The sequence below is a fragment of the Leucobacter sp. genome (genome assembly GCF_053528595.1).
The window spans coordinates 1-14,030 of sequence record NZ_JAIVPF010000070.1; the positions used below are offsets into that span (position 1 = coordinate 1).

At 72.9% G+C, this 14,030-nt stretch carries 15 protein-coding genes; 3 read left to right on the plus strand and 12 right to left on the minus strand.

Annotated features, from left to right (window positions below; genetic code table 11):
- From ACWKZU_RS14435 to ubiE, 4 genes are all read right to left on the minus strand, one after another.
- On the minus strand, nucleotides 1–513 hold a 513-nt coding region (locus ACWKZU_RS14435; RefSeq protein ID WP_449283031.1), incomplete at its 3' end, for a hypothetical protein.
- A gap of 307 nt (nucleotides 514–820) precedes the next feature.
- Nucleotides 821–2,197, minus strand: coding sequence for an FAD-dependent oxidoreductase (locus tag ACWKZU_RS14440; protein WP_449283032.1), 1,377 nt, complete (start codon nucleotides 2,195–2,197; stop codon nucleotides 821–823).
- 123 nt (nucleotides 2,198–2,320) lie between these two features.
- Entirely contained in the window at nucleotides 2,321–3,331 is a 1,011-nt protein-coding gene (locus ACWKZU_RS14445; RefSeq protein ID WP_449283059.1) for a polyprenyl synthetase family protein, read from the minus strand.
- A gap of 41 nt (nucleotides 3,332–3,372) precedes the next feature.
- Nucleotides 3,373–4,476 carry a bifunctional demethylmenaquinone methyltransferase/2-methoxy-6-polyprenyl-1,4-benzoquinol methylase UbiE gene (gene ubiE, locus ACWKZU_RS14450; RefSeq protein WP_449283033.1) on the minus strand — a complete coding sequence of 368 codons (1,104 nt, stop codon included), beginning with the start codon at nucleotides 4,474–4,476 and terminating at the stop codon, nucleotides 3,373–3,375.
- A gap of 181 nt (nucleotides 4,477–4,657) precedes the next feature.
- Here ubiE and ACWKZU_RS14455 point away from each other — a divergent pair, with 181 nt between their 5' ends.
- Nucleotides 4,658–5,983 carry an isochorismate synthase gene (locus tag ACWKZU_RS14455; RefSeq protein WP_449283034.1) on the plus strand — a complete coding sequence of 442 codons (1,326 nt, stop codon included), beginning with the start codon at nucleotides 4,658–4,660 and terminating at the stop codon, nucleotides 5,981–5,983.
- 6 nt (nucleotides 5,984–5,989) lie between these two features.
- Here the strand turns inward: ACWKZU_RS14455 and ACWKZU_RS14460 are convergent, their stop codons facing one another.
- The 4 genes from ACWKZU_RS14460 to ACWKZU_RS14475 all read right to left on the minus strand — a co-directional run bounded on the left by ACWKZU_RS14460 (nucleotide 5,990) and on the right by ACWKZU_RS14475 (nucleotide 9,514).
- Nucleotides 5,990–6,151: a hypothetical protein gene (locus tag ACWKZU_RS14460; protein WP_449283035.1), complete on the minus strand. Its 162-nt coding sequence runs from the start codon at nucleotides 6,149–6,151 to the stop codon at nucleotides 5,990–5,992.
- A gap of 86 nt (nucleotides 6,152–6,237) precedes the next feature.
- The gene (locus ACWKZU_RS14465; protein ID WP_449283036.1) at nucleotides 6,238–7,110 is read right to left on the minus strand and encodes a PPK2 family polyphosphate kinase; all 873 of its coding nucleotides are present in this window, start codon (nucleotides 7,108–7,110) and stop codon (nucleotides 6,238–6,240) included.
- 68 nt (nucleotides 7,111–7,178) lie between these two features.
- Nucleotides 7,179–8,972 carry a 2-succinyl-5-enolpyruvyl-6-hydroxy-3-cyclohexene-1-carboxylic-acid synthase gene (gene menD, locus ACWKZU_RS14470; RefSeq protein ID WP_449283060.1) on the minus strand — a complete coding sequence of 598 codons (1,794 nt, stop codon included), beginning with the start codon at nucleotides 8,970–8,972 and terminating at the stop codon, nucleotides 7,179–7,181.
- 29 nt (nucleotides 8,973–9,001) lie between these two features.
- Entirely contained in the window at nucleotides 9,002–9,514 is a 513-nt protein-coding gene (locus tag ACWKZU_RS14475) for a PLDc N-terminal domain-containing protein (RefSeq protein WP_449283037.1), read from the minus strand.
- Between the two features lie 197 nt (nucleotides 9,515–9,711).
- Here ACWKZU_RS14475 and ACWKZU_RS14480 point away from each other — a divergent pair, with 197 nt between their 5' ends.
- The gene (locus ACWKZU_RS14480) at nucleotides 9,712–10,137 is read left to right on the plus strand and encodes a DUF4229 domain-containing protein (RefSeq protein ID WP_449283038.1); all 426 of its coding nucleotides are present in this window, start codon (nucleotides 9,712–9,714) and stop codon (nucleotides 10,135–10,137) included.
- Nucleotides 10,138–10,217: 80 nt separating this feature from the next.
- Nucleotides 10,218–10,538, plus strand: a complete 321-nt coding sequence (locus ACWKZU_RS14485; protein WP_449283039.1) for a helix-turn-helix domain-containing protein — start codon at nucleotides 10,218–10,220, stop codon at nucleotides 10,536–10,538.
- Nucleotides 10,539–10,685: 147 nt separating this feature from the next.
- Here the strand turns inward: ACWKZU_RS14485 and ACWKZU_RS14490 are convergent, their stop codons facing one another.
- The 4 genes from ACWKZU_RS14490 to ACWKZU_RS14505 all read right to left on the minus strand — a co-directional run bounded on the left by ACWKZU_RS14490 (nucleotide 10,686) and on the right by ACWKZU_RS14505 (nucleotide 14,028).
- Nucleotides 10,686–11,831 (minus strand): class I SAM-dependent methyltransferase, encoded by a 1,146-nt coding sequence (locus tag ACWKZU_RS14490; protein WP_449283040.1) that lies wholly within the window; start codon nucleotides 11,829–11,831, stop codon nucleotides 10,686–10,688.
- Between the two features lie 50 nt (nucleotides 11,832–11,881).
- On the minus strand, nucleotides 11,882–12,304 hold the full coding sequence (locus tag ACWKZU_RS14495; RefSeq protein WP_449283041.1) for a heat shock protein transcriptional repressor HspR: 423 nt from the start codon (nucleotides 12,302–12,304) through the stop codon (nucleotides 11,882–11,884).
- Nucleotides 12,305–12,446: 142 nt separating this feature from the next.
- Nucleotides 12,447–13,406: a DnaJ C-terminal domain-containing protein gene (locus ACWKZU_RS14500; protein WP_449283042.1), complete on the minus strand. Its 960-nt coding sequence runs from the start codon at nucleotides 13,404–13,406 to the stop codon at nucleotides 12,447–12,449.
- Entirely contained in the window at nucleotides 13,399–14,028 is a 630-nt protein-coding gene (locus ACWKZU_RS14505; RefSeq protein ID WP_449283043.1) for a nucleotide exchange factor GrpE, read from the minus strand. The genes ACWKZU_RS14500 and ACWKZU_RS14505 overlap by 8 nt, the downstream gene beginning before the upstream one ends.
- Nucleotides 14,029–14,030: the final 2 nt, after the last annotated feature.

Sequence of the window (14,030 nt, forward strand, 5' to 3'; positions counted from 1 at the left end):
CCCGCCGCTCGCGGCGCCCGAGGCGTCGAAGCCCCAGCCCCGGGCGGCGACCCCCAGCTGCACGGTCTCCCCTTGCGCGGCGATGGCCTGGTTCGAGCCGCTCGGGAGCACCCACGGCTTCTGCACCACGGTGAGGTCCATCACTCCGGTCGCGGTCTCCCCGCCGCGCTCGACGAGGTAGGAGAGCTGAGCCGGGAAGCTGTAGGAGGGGTAGGAGGCGAGCGCGCCCGATGAGAACGTGACCGTGGTGGGCGGCACGATCGTCGTCACCACGCTGCTCGGCCCGGCCACCGAGACGATCGTGCTGCCCGGCTCCAGATTCGCGGCGAAGTCCGCGGTGTGGCCGCTCGCCGGCATGGTGATCGAGAATGTAGGCGCGGCGGGCGGGGCCGCGTGCGCGGGCGCCGCGATCCCGAGCAGCGCGCCGAGGGCGAGCAGCAGTGCGAGTGCGCCCGAAGCGGTGCGGCGGGTCTGCGAGCCGCGACGTGCGCGCTCGAGGTAACGGTGCAGCATGGAAGACAGCCCTCCAGGACTGGACCGCCGCGCCCACTCCCCTGCGAACTTGAACGGCGTCCATGTTGGATCCTAGTGCAAGGAACGGGTGTCGTCCAAGTGTTTCGGGGCGTCCTTCATCCTGCGCACCGTCGAAGCCTCCTCAGTGTGGATCCTGCGACTGCGTTCGCTGCGCTCACTCCGCGCAGGATGACGGGAGGCGCACCCCGGCCCCGCCTGCCTCCGTCTCCGGTGCGCTCACTCCGCGCAGGGTGACGGGGAGTGGAGGCCGGCCCGCCTCCTCCTCCAGCAGGTAGGGCGTCCCCGCCTACTCCCCGCGCGAGATCCGCGTCATCTCGTCGCGCGGCACGACCTTGATGCGCGTGCGGCCGGCGTCCTCGCCGAGCGACAGCTCGTGCTCGTCGAGCCGGTGCCAGCCCTCGATCGTGGTGTACGGCACCTCGCGCGCGTGCAGCAGCTCGGGGATGGCCTCGATCCCCGGCGCCTCCGGTCGCCACCAGCCCTCCCGGTCCTCGAGCAGGCACTCGAGGGTCTCCATCGCGTCCGACTTCGTGTGGCCGATGAGGCCGACCGGACCGCGCTTGATCCACCCGGTCGCGTACACCCCCGGGATCTGGGCTCCCTCGAGGTCGTGCACCCGACCCTGCACGTTCGGGATCACGCCCTTCGCGTCGTCGAACGGGATCTCGTCGAGCGGGGAGCCGAAGTAGCCGACGGCCCGGTAGAGCGACTGCATCGGGATCACCTCGAACTCGCCGGTGTCGACGACGCCGCCGCGCCCGTCGGGCGCCGTGCGCTCGATCCTGAGCCCGGCCACGCGGCCGTCCTCCACGACCACCTCGACCGGCTTCGACCAGAAGTGCATGTGCAGGCGGCGCGACGCCGCCTCGACCCGCCCGGCGTCCCGCTCGACCTGCTCCGAGCGCCACTTGTCCATGATGCGGGTCATGACGACGACCTGCTTGTTCTTGGCGAGCACCTCGTCGGCGTACGCGTCCTCGACCTCGAAGTCGCGCTCGTCGATCACCATGTCGACATCGCGCACCTCTCCCAGCTCGCGCAGTTCGAGCGGGGTGAACTTCACGTACTTCGGGCCGCGACGGCCGAAGAGGTGCAGCTCCTCGATCGGATTGGCCGCGAGCCCCGCGTAGACGTTCTCGGGGATCTCGGTGGGCAGCAGGTCGTCGGCGTGCTTGATGAGCATGCGGGAGATGTCGAGCGCCACGTTGCCGTTGCCGATCACACCCACCTCGCGCGCCTCGAGCGGCCAGGTGCGGGGCACATCGGGATGCCCGTCGAACCAGCTCACGAAGTCGGCCGCGCCGTAGGATCCGTCGGCGTCGATGCCCGGGATGCTCAGCGAGGCGTCGCGGATCGCGCCGGTCGCGAAGATCACGGCGTGGTAGTGCCGCTTGAGGTCGGCGAGGGTGATGTCCTGCCCGTAGCGCACATTGCCGAAGTAGCGGATGGCGCCGCTGTCGAGCACCTCGCGCAGCGCCGTGATGATGCCCTTGATGCGCGGATGGTCCGGCGAGACCCCGTACCGCACCAGACCGTAGGGCGCGGGCAGCTGCTCGAAGAGATCGATCTCCACCTCGAAGTCGCGCTCGGCCTTCAGCAGCAGATCCGCCGCGTAGATCCCCGCGGGTCCCGCTCCGACGATCGCCAGTCGCATCCTGCTCATCGCTCTGTTCTCTCCCTCAGTACGTTCTTGCGGTCGCGCCCCGTCATGCTGCGCGAAGTCGTGCGTCCATGACGCGGAGCCGATGGATCCCGCGACTCGCGGAGCTCGCGCGGGATGACGGCGCTAACCTTCTCTGTTCACGATGGAATCGGCCATGCGCTCGAGCGCGCGTCGCACCGACGACTTGGGCAGCACGCCGAGCGCCTGTTTCGCCTCCTCGGCCCAGCGCTTCGCCGTGGCCTCCGTCTCCCGCGTCACCTCGTGCGCGCGCAGCGCCTCCACCTCGGGATCGAGCAGTGCGGGATCGGCGCCGTCGGCGATCGCCGCGGCGCCCGCGTCGATGCGGGCCAGCAGTTCGGCGTCGGCGGCGTGCTCGGCGGCCCGCTGCTGCAGCAGCAGGTACGGGAGCGTGGCCACGCCCGCACGCAGGTCCGTGCCCGCGCGCTTGCCCGTCTGCTCCTTCTTCGGCGAGAGATCGATCACGTCGTCGATCAGCTGGAACGCCACGCCGATGCGCTCGCCGTACTCCATCACGGGATCGGCGTACTCCGCCGGGCCGTGGCCGAACATCACGCCCATGCGGGCCGCCGTCGCGATGAGCGCGCCGGTCTTGTCCGCGAGCACCTGGATGTAGTGCGCGATCGGCTCGTCGCCGTCCTGCGGGCCGACGGTCTCGTGCAGCTGCCCCAGGCAGAGGCGCTCGAACGTGCGCGCCTGCAGCAGGATCGCCTCCTCGCCCATGCCCGACACGAGGGACGACGCCCGCGCGAAGAGCAGATCGCCCGCGAGGATCGCGACCGAGTTCGACCACACGGTCTGCGCCGCGGGCACACCGCGGCGCAGCTTCGCGTCGTCCATCACGTCGTCGTGGTACAGCGAGGCGAGGTGCGTCAGCTCGACCGCCTGCGCGGCGCGGCGCACCAGCTCGTCGGGGCCGTCGCCGAGCTCGCTCGTCAGCAGGGTCAGCATCGGCCTGATCCGCTTGCCGCCCGCGTCCATCAGGTACCGCGCCGGGGCGTCGGCGATCGGAGACGCGAAGCGGAGATGCTCCTGCAGGCCGGCCTCGATGAGCTCGAGCTGATCCTGCAGCACCTTCGCGTGGCGGCGATCCTGGGCGCCGCGGAAGAGGCGCATGGGCAGCGCCTGCGTCGCCGTGTCGTACGCTTCGGGTCGGCTCACTGGGTCTCTCCGGGCTTCGGTTCGGGGCGCTCGGACGCGCTGGGGTTCGACGGAGCGGCGGGCTTCGGCTTCGGCGCCGCCGGTTTCCGCGCCGCAGGCTTCGCGGCAGCGGGCTTCGCGGCGGCGGGCTTCTTCGGGGCCGGCGCCTTGGCCGCAGCGGGCTTCGCGGCAGCGGGCTTCTTCCCGCCCGTGGGGCGCTTCTCCGCAGTGGGCTTCTCCGCGGCCGGTTTCCCGTCCGCCGCTCCCGCCGCGGACGCCTTCGCCGCAGGCTTCTTCGTCGTCGATCCCGAGGCGGGTTTCCGCGCGGCGGGCTTCTCCGCCGCGGGCTTCCCGACCGCGGGCTTCTCCGCCCCGGGCTTCCCGGCAGCGGGCTCCTCGGCCCGCTTCGGTTCGTGGCGCACGAAGCCGCGGTGCAGCGCGACGATGCCGAAGGTGAGGTTGCGATACGCCACGCGTTCGAAACCCGCCTCGCGCAGCCAGGCCGCGAGCTCCTCCTGATCCGGCCAGGCCTCGATCGACTCGTTGAGGTAGCGGTAGGCCTCCGCCGCCTCGCGGGTGATGAGTCCCGCGATGCGGGGCAGCACGTGCCGCCCGTAGAACGCGTAGGGCGCACGCACCAGCGCGGAGGGCGGCGTGGAGAACTCGGCGATCACCACTCGGCCGCCGGGCTTCACCACCCGGCGCATCTCGGCGAGCGCCTTGCGGGGGTCGTTCACGTTGCGCAGCCCGTAGGAGATCGTGGCGGCGTCGAAGCTGTCGTCGTCGAAGGGCAGCTCGGTCGCGTCCGCCTGCACGAACTCGATGAGATCGTCCCCCGCGTGGCGCCTGCGCGCCTCCTCGAGCATGCCCCTTGAGAAGTCGGCCGCGACGACGTGGGCGCCGTGCGCCGCGAGCGCCGCCGACGAGGTGCCGGTTCCGGCGGCGAGGTCGAGGATCCGCATGCCCTTGCGGGGGGCGACGGCCCGCGTCGTCGCGATGCGCCAGAGGCGGTCGTTGCCCACGGTGAGCACGTCGTTGATGAGGTCGTATCGAGGGGACACCTCGTCGAACATCGCGGAGACGTCGGCGGCGTGCTTGGTCGCGGTATCGGCTCGGGTCACCCCTCTATGCTAGTCCGTCGCACTGTCCGGGAGCTGGTGGGATGCGGCCGGAGGCGCGGTTCCGCCGCAGCTGTCGAGATCCGCGCGACCGCAGACGTCTCGGCGCGGGATCCCCGCCGTCGCGCGGGTCTCCCCCGACGCGTTCAGTGCCCGGTCGATCGGGGGCGGTAGATTGGTGCGAGTGACCACTGATCGCGGAGTGCCCCGGCTGCGGGCGACCACGAGAGCGCTCTCGGGAGCGCCCGACCTCGTGTCGCTCGCCGACCCCGAGCACCCGCTGCTGTGGCTCCGCGACGACCGCGGCTGCGTCGGCGTCGGCGAGACGCTCCGGCTGACCTTCAGCGGCCCCACTCGTTTCCGCGACGCCGCCGAGCAGTGGCGCCGGATCGCCGCGGCGGCGGAGATCGACGACCCGGTGCGGCTGCCCGGCACCGGCCTCGTCGCGCTCGGCACCTTCGCCTTCGCCGACCGCAGCGCGTCCGAGAGCGTGCTCGTCGTGCCCCGCGTGCTCGTCGCGCGGCACCGCACCAGCTGGTGGATCACCGAGATCGCCCCCGTCGACGACGCCCCGGCGAGCCCGCCCGCTCTTCCCGAGGCCCGGCCCGAGGCGTCCTGGCCCGGCACCGCCTTCGGCGAGACGCCCGCCGCCCGCTCCGGCGGGGAGGCGTCAGCTCCGGCTCCGCACGCGTCGGCCGATGCCGTCGAGGCGTACCTGAGGGGCGTGCGCGAGGCCGGGCGGCGCATCTCGCTGGGCGAGGCGGAGAAGATCGTGCTCGCGCGCCAGATCCGGGGCACGATCCCGGCCGGCGCCGATCTCCGGGTGCCCCTGCGCCGGCTCGCCGAGCGCTACCTCGACTGCTGGACCTTCGCGGTCGACGGGCTCGTGGGCGCGAGCCCCGAGACGCTCATCCGCTCCACGGGGGGCGCGGTCTCCGCGCGGGTGCTGGCCGGCACGCGCGGACGCCACCCCGAGGACACCAGGCGCGATGCGCGGGCCAGGGACGAACTGCTCACGAGCGCCAAGGAGCAGCACGAGCACGCCTTCGCCGTGCAGAGCGTCGTGACGGCGCTCTCCCCGTACGTGCGCGAGCTGCGCACCAGCGAGGAGCCGTTCACGCTCCGGCTGCCGAACGTGTGGCACCTGGCCACCGACCTGGGCGCGAGCCTCGGCGATCGCAGTTCGGCGCTGGAGCTCGTGGGCGCGCTGCACCCCACCGCCGCGGTCGCGGGAACCCCCACCTCCGCCGCCGTGGCCGCGATCGACGAACTCGAGCCGTTCGACCGCGGACGCTATTCGGGCGCCGTGGGGTGGATCGACGCCGCCGGCGACGGGGAGTGGGTCATCGCGCTGCGCTGCGCGCAGATCGGTGCTCCGGATCCCGAGACCCGGGAGCGCCCCGTGGTGGCGAGCGCCGGAGGCGGGATCGTGGCCGGGTCGGATCCCGGGCACGAACTCGGCGAGACCGTCTCCAAGCTGCGGCCCATCACCGAGGCCTTCGCCCCGTAGGCGGGGTCAGGCCCCCTGCTTCAGCTGGATCTCCTGCAACTGGTCCTCGCCCGGCACGAACGGGGCGCTCACGGCCTTGGACTCCACGGTGTCCTCCAGCCGGACGGGCTCGGGGAGCCGTGTGTAATCCGGCGCCTCGCGCCGGGCCTCTCGCCGCTGCTTCTCCATGCGCCGAGTGTCGCACGCCCGCGTCTCCGGCGCCACCGCCCGCGGCGGCTCCCCCGGAAGAGGGGACGCGCGCTCGGCGGATCGCGTCACTCCGGCCAGCGCAGCCCGAGCGTGCGCTCGACGCGGCTCCGCTCGGCGGCGACGTCGAAGTCGGACTCCGGCCACTGCGGGTCCATGCGCTGCAGTTCGGAGATGACGATCCGCTGCACGGCCGCTCGCGCGTACCACTTCGCGTTCGCGGGCACCACGAACCAGGGCGCATGGGGCGCGGCCGTGCGATCGATGGCGACGCGGAAGGCCTCCATGTAGGCCGCCCAGTGCCGGCGCTCCTCGACGTCGCCGGTGTTGTACTTCCAGTGCTTCTCGGGATCGTCGAGTCGCGCGAGCAGGCGCTCCGCCTGCTCCTCGGGCGAGATGTGCAGCATGATCTTCACCACGCGCACCCCGTCGTCCGAGATCCGCCGCTCGAAATCGACGATCGCCCCGTAGCGGCGCTCGATCTCCTCGGGCGGCGCGAGACCGCGCACGCGCTGGATCAGCACGTCCTCGTAGTGCGAACGGTCGAACAGGCCGATGACGCCCGGGCCGGGCACGCGGGGCTCGACGCGCCACAGGAAGTCGTGCTCGCGCTCCTCCTCCGTGGGCGGCTTGAAAGCCGTCAGCGCGAGACCGTAGGGCTCGAGCAGGGAGAACACGTGGTTGACGATCCCGCCCTTCCCCGCGGCGTCCATCGCCTGCAGCACCACGAGCAGCCGATCCTTCGCACCGAGCCGGCTCTGGGCGAAGAGCTTCTCCTGCAGGCCGCGCAGCTGCTGCGCCGACCGCGCCAGCTCCGCCACGCCGTCCCGCTTCCCACCGTCGGTGCCGGGCGTCGCCGCGGGATCCACGTCGCGCAGCCGGAAGCCCGGCCCGACGCGCAGCAGCTCCGTCACGTCCTCGGTCCAGAACTCTCGCGCCATGCCGTCTCCTCCGCTCGGATGACTCCCACTGTACGGCCAGCCGGGCGTCGGCCTCGCGATCCTGCCGCTCAGCGGGCCAGGGGCACCTCGACGAGGGTCGGGCCCGCGACCGGCTCGGTGAGCAGCCGCTCGAGCTCGCCGCGCGTTGCGACCCGGCGATACGCCCAGCCGTAGGCGTCGGCGAGTGCTTCGAGCCGCGCCCCCTGCGGCGTGTACATCACCCGGTCGTAGGCGTCGGGGTCGGCCGAGGCGGCCACCTCGAGCCCGTCGAAGATGCTGCCGCCGCCGTCGTTGCCGACGAAGAGCTGGATGCGCGGACGGGCCTCGCCCTCCGGCAGCAGCAGGGATCCCGCGTCGTGCAGCAGGGCCAGATCTCCCAGGAGCACGCGCGTCGTGCCCGCCGCACGCGCCGGCTCGTCGCTCGCCTGGCTCGCCATCGCCACCCCGAGCGCGGTCGCCACGGTGCCGTCGATGCCCGCGAGGCCGCGATTCGCGTGCACCTCCAGCTTGCGCGCCGGCGCGAGCCCGTCGAGCACGCGCACCAGCCGCGAGGCCGCGAGCACCAGCCGGTCGTGCGGCCAGGTGGCGCGCCAGACGCTCTCGGCCAGCAGTTCCCGCGAGACCGCCTCGCGCATCACGGCCACCTCGGCCCGCGCGTAGGCGCTGCGCTCCTTGTAGCCGGTCGCGAGCGCGGCGCCGAGATCCGGCTCGTGCACGGTGCTGCGCTCCCGCAGCAGCTCGCGGTCGGCGAGCACCCAGACCCCCAGCCAGCGGCGCAGCGCGCGAGGGTCGTGCTCCTCCGCCACCCGAGCCGCGCGCACCACGCGGGCATTGCGCCCCGGGTCGAAGTGCTCCGCATCGCCGTAGGGGTCGACCACGATCACGTCGACGTCCTCGCGCCTCAGCAGCGCCGGGATCTGCCGGGTCAGGGTGGGGTGGCCGAACACGATGGCCTGCTCGGCGAGCCCGCCGACGGCCGGATCGTCGATGAGCGTCGCGTACGCGGCGATGGCCTCTCGCCCGTACCGCGAACCGCTGACCGCTTCCGCGAGCAGCGGCAGGCCCGCGGCGTGCGCGAAGGCCTCGGCCTCCGGACCGGCGCCCTCGCCCGCCACCACGACGGCGAGCGCGTCGCCGCGGTGCGTGTGGATCTCCTCGTCCGCGAAGCCGCGATGCGTCCGGACCCCCTGCGCCCCGCCCTGAACGCGCGGGTCGGCGGGAGCGGGCTCCTCCGAGTCGCGCAGGCCCGCCGCCTCGGTCGCGGCCGCCGCGAAGCCGCGCGCGATCATCTCGTCGAAGCCGCCCGTGCCCGAGAGCGGTTCCCGGAAGGCGAGGTTGAGGTGCACCGGACCCGGGGCGCCCGAGCCGAGGAAACCGGTGGCGGCTGAGAGCGCCTCGAGGGCGAGCGATCCCGGTTCCCGCTCGCGGTCCCGGAGGAGGTCGCCGTCCGATCCGAACTCGGGTGCGGGAACGTCGCGCGAGAGGCGGGTGATCCCGCCGAAGATCCCGGCCTGCCCGGTCGTCTGGTTGCTGCGGATCCCCCGCAGTTCCGAGGGCCGATCGGCGGTGAGCAGCAGCAGCGGCACGCGCCCCTCGTGCGCCTCGAGCACAGCCGGCATCAGGTTGGCCACGGCCGTGCCGCTCGTCACGACGACGGGTGCGGGAACGCCCGTTTCACGTGCAACCCCGAGTGCGAAGAAACCGGCCGAACGCTCGTCGAGCCGCACGTGCAACCGGATCGCTCCGGCCCGCTCCGCCGCCGCGGCGGCGAGCGCGAGCGCCTGCGAGCGCGACCCGGGGCAGAGCACCACGTCCTCCACCCCGCGGCGCACGAGTTCGGCCAGCAGCTCGACCGCGAACATCGACGCCGGCGCGGGGTGCGGCGTTCCGCTCACTTCTGCGCCGCGTCGCCGTCGGGACGCGCGTCGCTGCCGTTCGCGGACTGGTCGCCGTCGCCGGACGGCTCCGCATCATCGCCCCCGCCCCGGGGCGGATCCTGCGTCTCGGGTCCGTGCGGTTCCGCGGGCTGCTCGGGCGTCGCCTCCGGCCTGCGCTCGGGAGCCGGATCCCCGCGGTCCTCGCCGGGGAACGTCTCGTTGTCGAGTTCGCGCAGCCGCTCCTCGAGATCGCGCATGTGGGCGTCGAGGTCGTCGTTCGAGAGACGCGTCCCCGTGAAGCGCGGATCGTCGTCGGGAGCGCGGCGCGGCGCGGCGGCCGTCTTCGCCCCCTTGCCGATCAGGAACCAGAGCACGCCGCCGATCACCGGCAGCAGCACGACGATCACCACCCACACGGGCTTGCTCACCCCGCGAGCCCGCGATGCATCGGTCATCGCCGCGTCGACGAGGGCGTACAGTGTGAACGCCACGGCGACGACGATCCCGATTATCACGACTCGCACCATACCCCCATCGTACCGGCCCTGTCTGGCCGCCTGCTGGCTGCCATCCGGCTGCATTCCCGCTGCCTTCCCGACGCATTCCGGCCGCATTCCGCGCCGCTCCGCGGGCCCCGGATCGCGGCCGGGGCCGACCGGGCGCTCGCCCCGCAGCGACCGGGCGGCCCGGCTTCGCCTCAGGTGCCGCGGGTAGACTCTGGCGCGTGAAGAACCCCCGCTCCGCCTGGATCACCTACACCGTGCTGCGCCTGCTCTTCTTCGCGGTGCCGTTCGCGCTCATCTATCTGCTCGGGCTCTCGCTGCGGTTCTCCCTCATGCTGTCGGCGATCGTCGCCGCGGTCTTCGCCGCGCTCATCGGCGTCTCGCTCTCGCTGCTGCTGCTCACGAAGCCGCGCGAGGCCGCCTCCGAGAGCATCTACGACTGGCGCAATCGCGACCGCACCGCCGACGACATCGCCGAGGACGACGCGATCGCCGCCGCCGAGGGCGCCGCGCCCGCCGCCGGCTCCGAGGATTCCGGGAGCGCGGACCGGGCCGAGGGCACCGAGGGCGCCGGCGGCGCCGAGCACTCCACCGTTCCCACCGCGGACCCGGAGACGGGCTCGCGGGAGCGGCGCGCGCAGCCGTAGTCACCCCGAAGGGACTGGCTCTTTTCAGCCAGTGCCTGTGATGCCTGGTACTTCGAGTCCGAGGCGAGCACGCTAGTCCGGTGCCCAAGATCCACTCCGCAGCCGCGCTCCAGATCGGCCAGCGCGTACGCGCGGTCCGGCAGCGGCTCGGGATCTCCCTCGAGGATCTCGGCGAGCTGTCCGAGATCAGCTGGACGAGCATCGGCAAGATCGAGCGCGGGGCGTCGAGCCCGACCGCCGAAACCCTCGTGCGCATCGCGACCGCCCTCGGCGTCGACCCGGGCAGCTTCCTCAGCGGCATCACCGCGGACGACTACGGTCAGCGCCTGCACCAGCTCTCGGCGCGGGATCTCATCAGGGCGCGCGCCGAGCACGACGCTCAGCAGCGCCGCGAGAGCTGAGCCCGTCCCCTCCCGCCGCCCGCTTCCCGTCTCCCGCCGCCCGCTTCCCGTCGAAACCGAGCCCGATCGTCGAAAGTGATGCCTCCGGCGGGGATGCTTCCTACGGTTTCGAACAGTGGGCTCGTCTTCGAGAGGCGAGCGCGCCCGTCAGGGCCGCAGCGCCGACAGCACCGTGAAGGTGCGGTCGCGGGCGACCTGACGACTCGGCCCGATCTCTCGCTCGACCAGCGGGCGGTAGCGCAGATGCGAGTTGAACACGAGCCGCAGCTCGCCGCCGGGCGCGAGCGCCCTGCGGCAGGATCGGATGAGACGGTGCGCCACCCCAGCGTGCACCGCCGCTCCGGCGTGGAACGGCGGGTTGAGCAGGATCAGCTCGGCCCAGCCGTCGGGCACCGCCTCCAGCGCGTCCGCGCGGTGGATCTCGATCCGGTCGTCCACCCCCGCGGCCTGCGCCGTGAGCCGCGTCGCCGCCGCGGCCGCGGCCGACTGATCGGTGGCGACCACCGCCGCCTCCGGGCGCTCGAGCGCCGCCGAGACGGCGAGCACGCCGTTGCCGCAGCCGAGGTCCACGATCCGCCGCGCCTCGGGCGCCGCGTCCCCGAGCCCCGCGAGCAGCAGCCGGCTGCCGTGGTCGAGAGTCGCTCCCCCGAACGTCGCCCCGAAGGCGGCGACGCGGAACGGGAGCGCCGGGTCGGCGCCCCAGCGGGGGAACGGCGCCGGCCCCGGATCCCGCGGGCCGCGAGCGGAGAGCGCACGCGACTTGCGCCACCCGAGCCCCGCCGAGACCTCGGCGAAGGAGCGGCCGAGCACGTCGTTCATGGCGGGGGTCATGTGCTTCACCCGGCCGCCCGCGATGACCCGCACCTCGGGCGAGGCCCAGCGCGCGATCGACCAGGCGATCTCGTCGAGTGCATCGAGCCCGCGCGGCAGCTGCAGCAGCACCACCCGGGCGCCGTCGAGCAGCGAGGCGTCGAGCGGGTGCGAAGCGTAGGCGCCCGTCAGATGGAGGCGCTCGGCATTGCGAGCCAGCGCCCGCTCGCCGAGCAGCGGATCCTGGTGCGTGCGGATCCCACTCGACCCGAGCACCGCGGCCGCCCCGAGCGTGAGCGCGCCGTGCCGGTCGCCGATCACCACGAGCTCGCCGTGCCCGGCGGAGCGCACGTCGTCGGCGGCCGTCGTGAGGATCAGCTCGTCGGCGGCGTCGTGCGCCTGCAGTTCGGGCGCGTCGAAGTCGGGCTCCCGCGACAGCTCCGCGAACAGGGCGTGCAGTTCGGGGCTCTCGGAATCGCTCACCCCACCACGTTAGCGGCGCGGGGTCGGGATCCGCCCCGCTCCGCGCCGCGCTACGGCTTCCAGACGACGACCTCGGCGTTGCGGCGCACGCGCGTGCCGCGGCGCAGCGTGATCACCTCGCCGCCCGTGGAGCCCGCCGCGAAGACGCGCCGCTCGGGGCGCTGCAGCCGCTCCTCGGCGAGCGCGTGCTCGAGATCGCGCACACGGCCCTCGAGATCGCGCACACGATCCTCGAGCTGCAGCACTCGACGGATCCCCTCGAGGCTGAGCCCCTCCGCGGAGAGCCGGGCGACCTCGCGCAGCCGCGCGACGTCGTGCAGGGAGTAGCGGCGGGTGTTGCCGCGGGTGCGCTGCGGCGACACGAGCCCGATGCGGTCGTACTGCCGCAGCGTCTGCGGATGCATCTCGGCCAGCTCCGCCGCCGCCGCGATCGCGAAGACGGGCGTGTAGCGATCCATCTGGGGAGTCGCCATGAGATGTCCTTTCGTCTGGTTTCCCGCTGGGGGGTGGGATTCGATACTCCGGCTCGCCGCTTCGCGACCCGCTCAGCACGGCGCTCGCTCGATCGGAGGAAGGGGATCCGCTCGCTGGGCGAGCGGATCCCGCCGAACACCCCTAGCCGCGCGCCCGCGAGAGCAGATCCTCGCGCGGATTCTCCTGCGGTTCGACCTCGCGGAACGCCTCGAGCGCCTCGCGGGCCTGATCGGAGAGATGCGACGGCACCACGACCTGCACCTCGGCCAGCAGATCCCCGGTGCCCTTCGAGCTCTTCACCCCGCGGCCCTTGACGCGCAGCACCCGGCCGCTCGGCGTGCCGGGCTGCACCTTCAGCTTCACGGGCGAGCCGCCGAGGGTCGGCACCTCGACCGTGGCCCCCAGCGCCGCCTCGGAGAACGTCACCGGCAGCTTGAGGCGCAGGTTCTGGCCGTCGCGCTCGAATACCGGGTGCTTGCGCACGCTGATCGTGAGGATGATGTCGCCGGCCGGGCCGCCGCTCGGGCTCGGTTCGCCCTTGCCGCGCACCTTGATCTTCTGACCGTCGGCGACTCCCGCGGGGATCTTCACCTTCACCGGGCCGTTGGGCGCCTGCAGCGTCACGGTGTCGCCGCGCACGGCGGTCTCGAAGTCCAGCGTCGTCGACGCCTGGATATCGCGGCCCGGCTGAGGCCCGCGCGGAGCGCCGCCGCCGAACATGCCCCCGAAGATGTCCTCGAAGCCCTGGCCGCCGCCCTGCTGGTAGCTGAAGTGGGTTCCGCCGCGACCGCCGCCGAACATGCCCCCGAAGACGTCCTCGAAGCCCTGGGCTCCTCCGCCGCCGGCTGTGAAGCGGGCACCGCCCGCCCCCATGGCGCGGATCTGGTCGTACTCGGCGCGCTGCTCGGCGTCGGAGAGCACCGAGTAGGCCTCGCTGATCTCCTTGAACTTCGCCTCGGCGGCCGCGTCACCCGGGTTGGAGTCCGGGTGGTACTTGCGGGCGAGCTTGCGGTAGGTCTTCTTCAGCTCGGCGTCGCTCGCGTCCTTCGAGACGCCGAGGATCTGGTAGAAATCCTTCTCGAGCCAATCCTGACTAGCCATCGGCCCCCACCGCCACCGCTACCTTGGCGGGGCGCAGCTCGACATCGCCGATGCGGTACCCCCGCTCGATCACGTCCAGGACCGTGTGCTCCTCGGTGCCGGGCACCGGGACCTGCGCGATCGCCTCGTGCAGCTGCGGGTCGAAGGGCTCGCCCTTCTCGCCGAAGCTCTCGAGACCGAAGCGCTCCATGGTGCCTCGGATCTTCTGCGCGATCGTCGCGAACGCGGATCCCTCGGCGAGGTCGCCGTGCTGCTCGGCGCGATCGAGGTCGTCGAGCACCGTGAGCAGCGGGGTCACAGCCGCAGCGACGGCGCGCTGCTTCTCGCGCTCGGCGTTCGCCTCGGTGCGCTTGCGGTAGTTCGCGTACTCCGCCGTGAGTCGGCGCAGATCCTCGAGATACGGGTTCTCGGCATCGGCGTCAGCCGCCGGCTCAGATCCGTTCCCGCTCTGCTCGGCGGCTTCGGCGCTCTGCTCGGCGTTCAGGATGTCGTCGACCGTGATCTCCGCCGATTCCCCCTCCTGCGGCACGGGGCCGGAGGCATCTGCTGCCTCCGACCCCGCTGCAGGAACGTCGTCGCGATCGGGATCCTCGCCCGGCGTGCGCTGTTCCTTGTCGACCATCG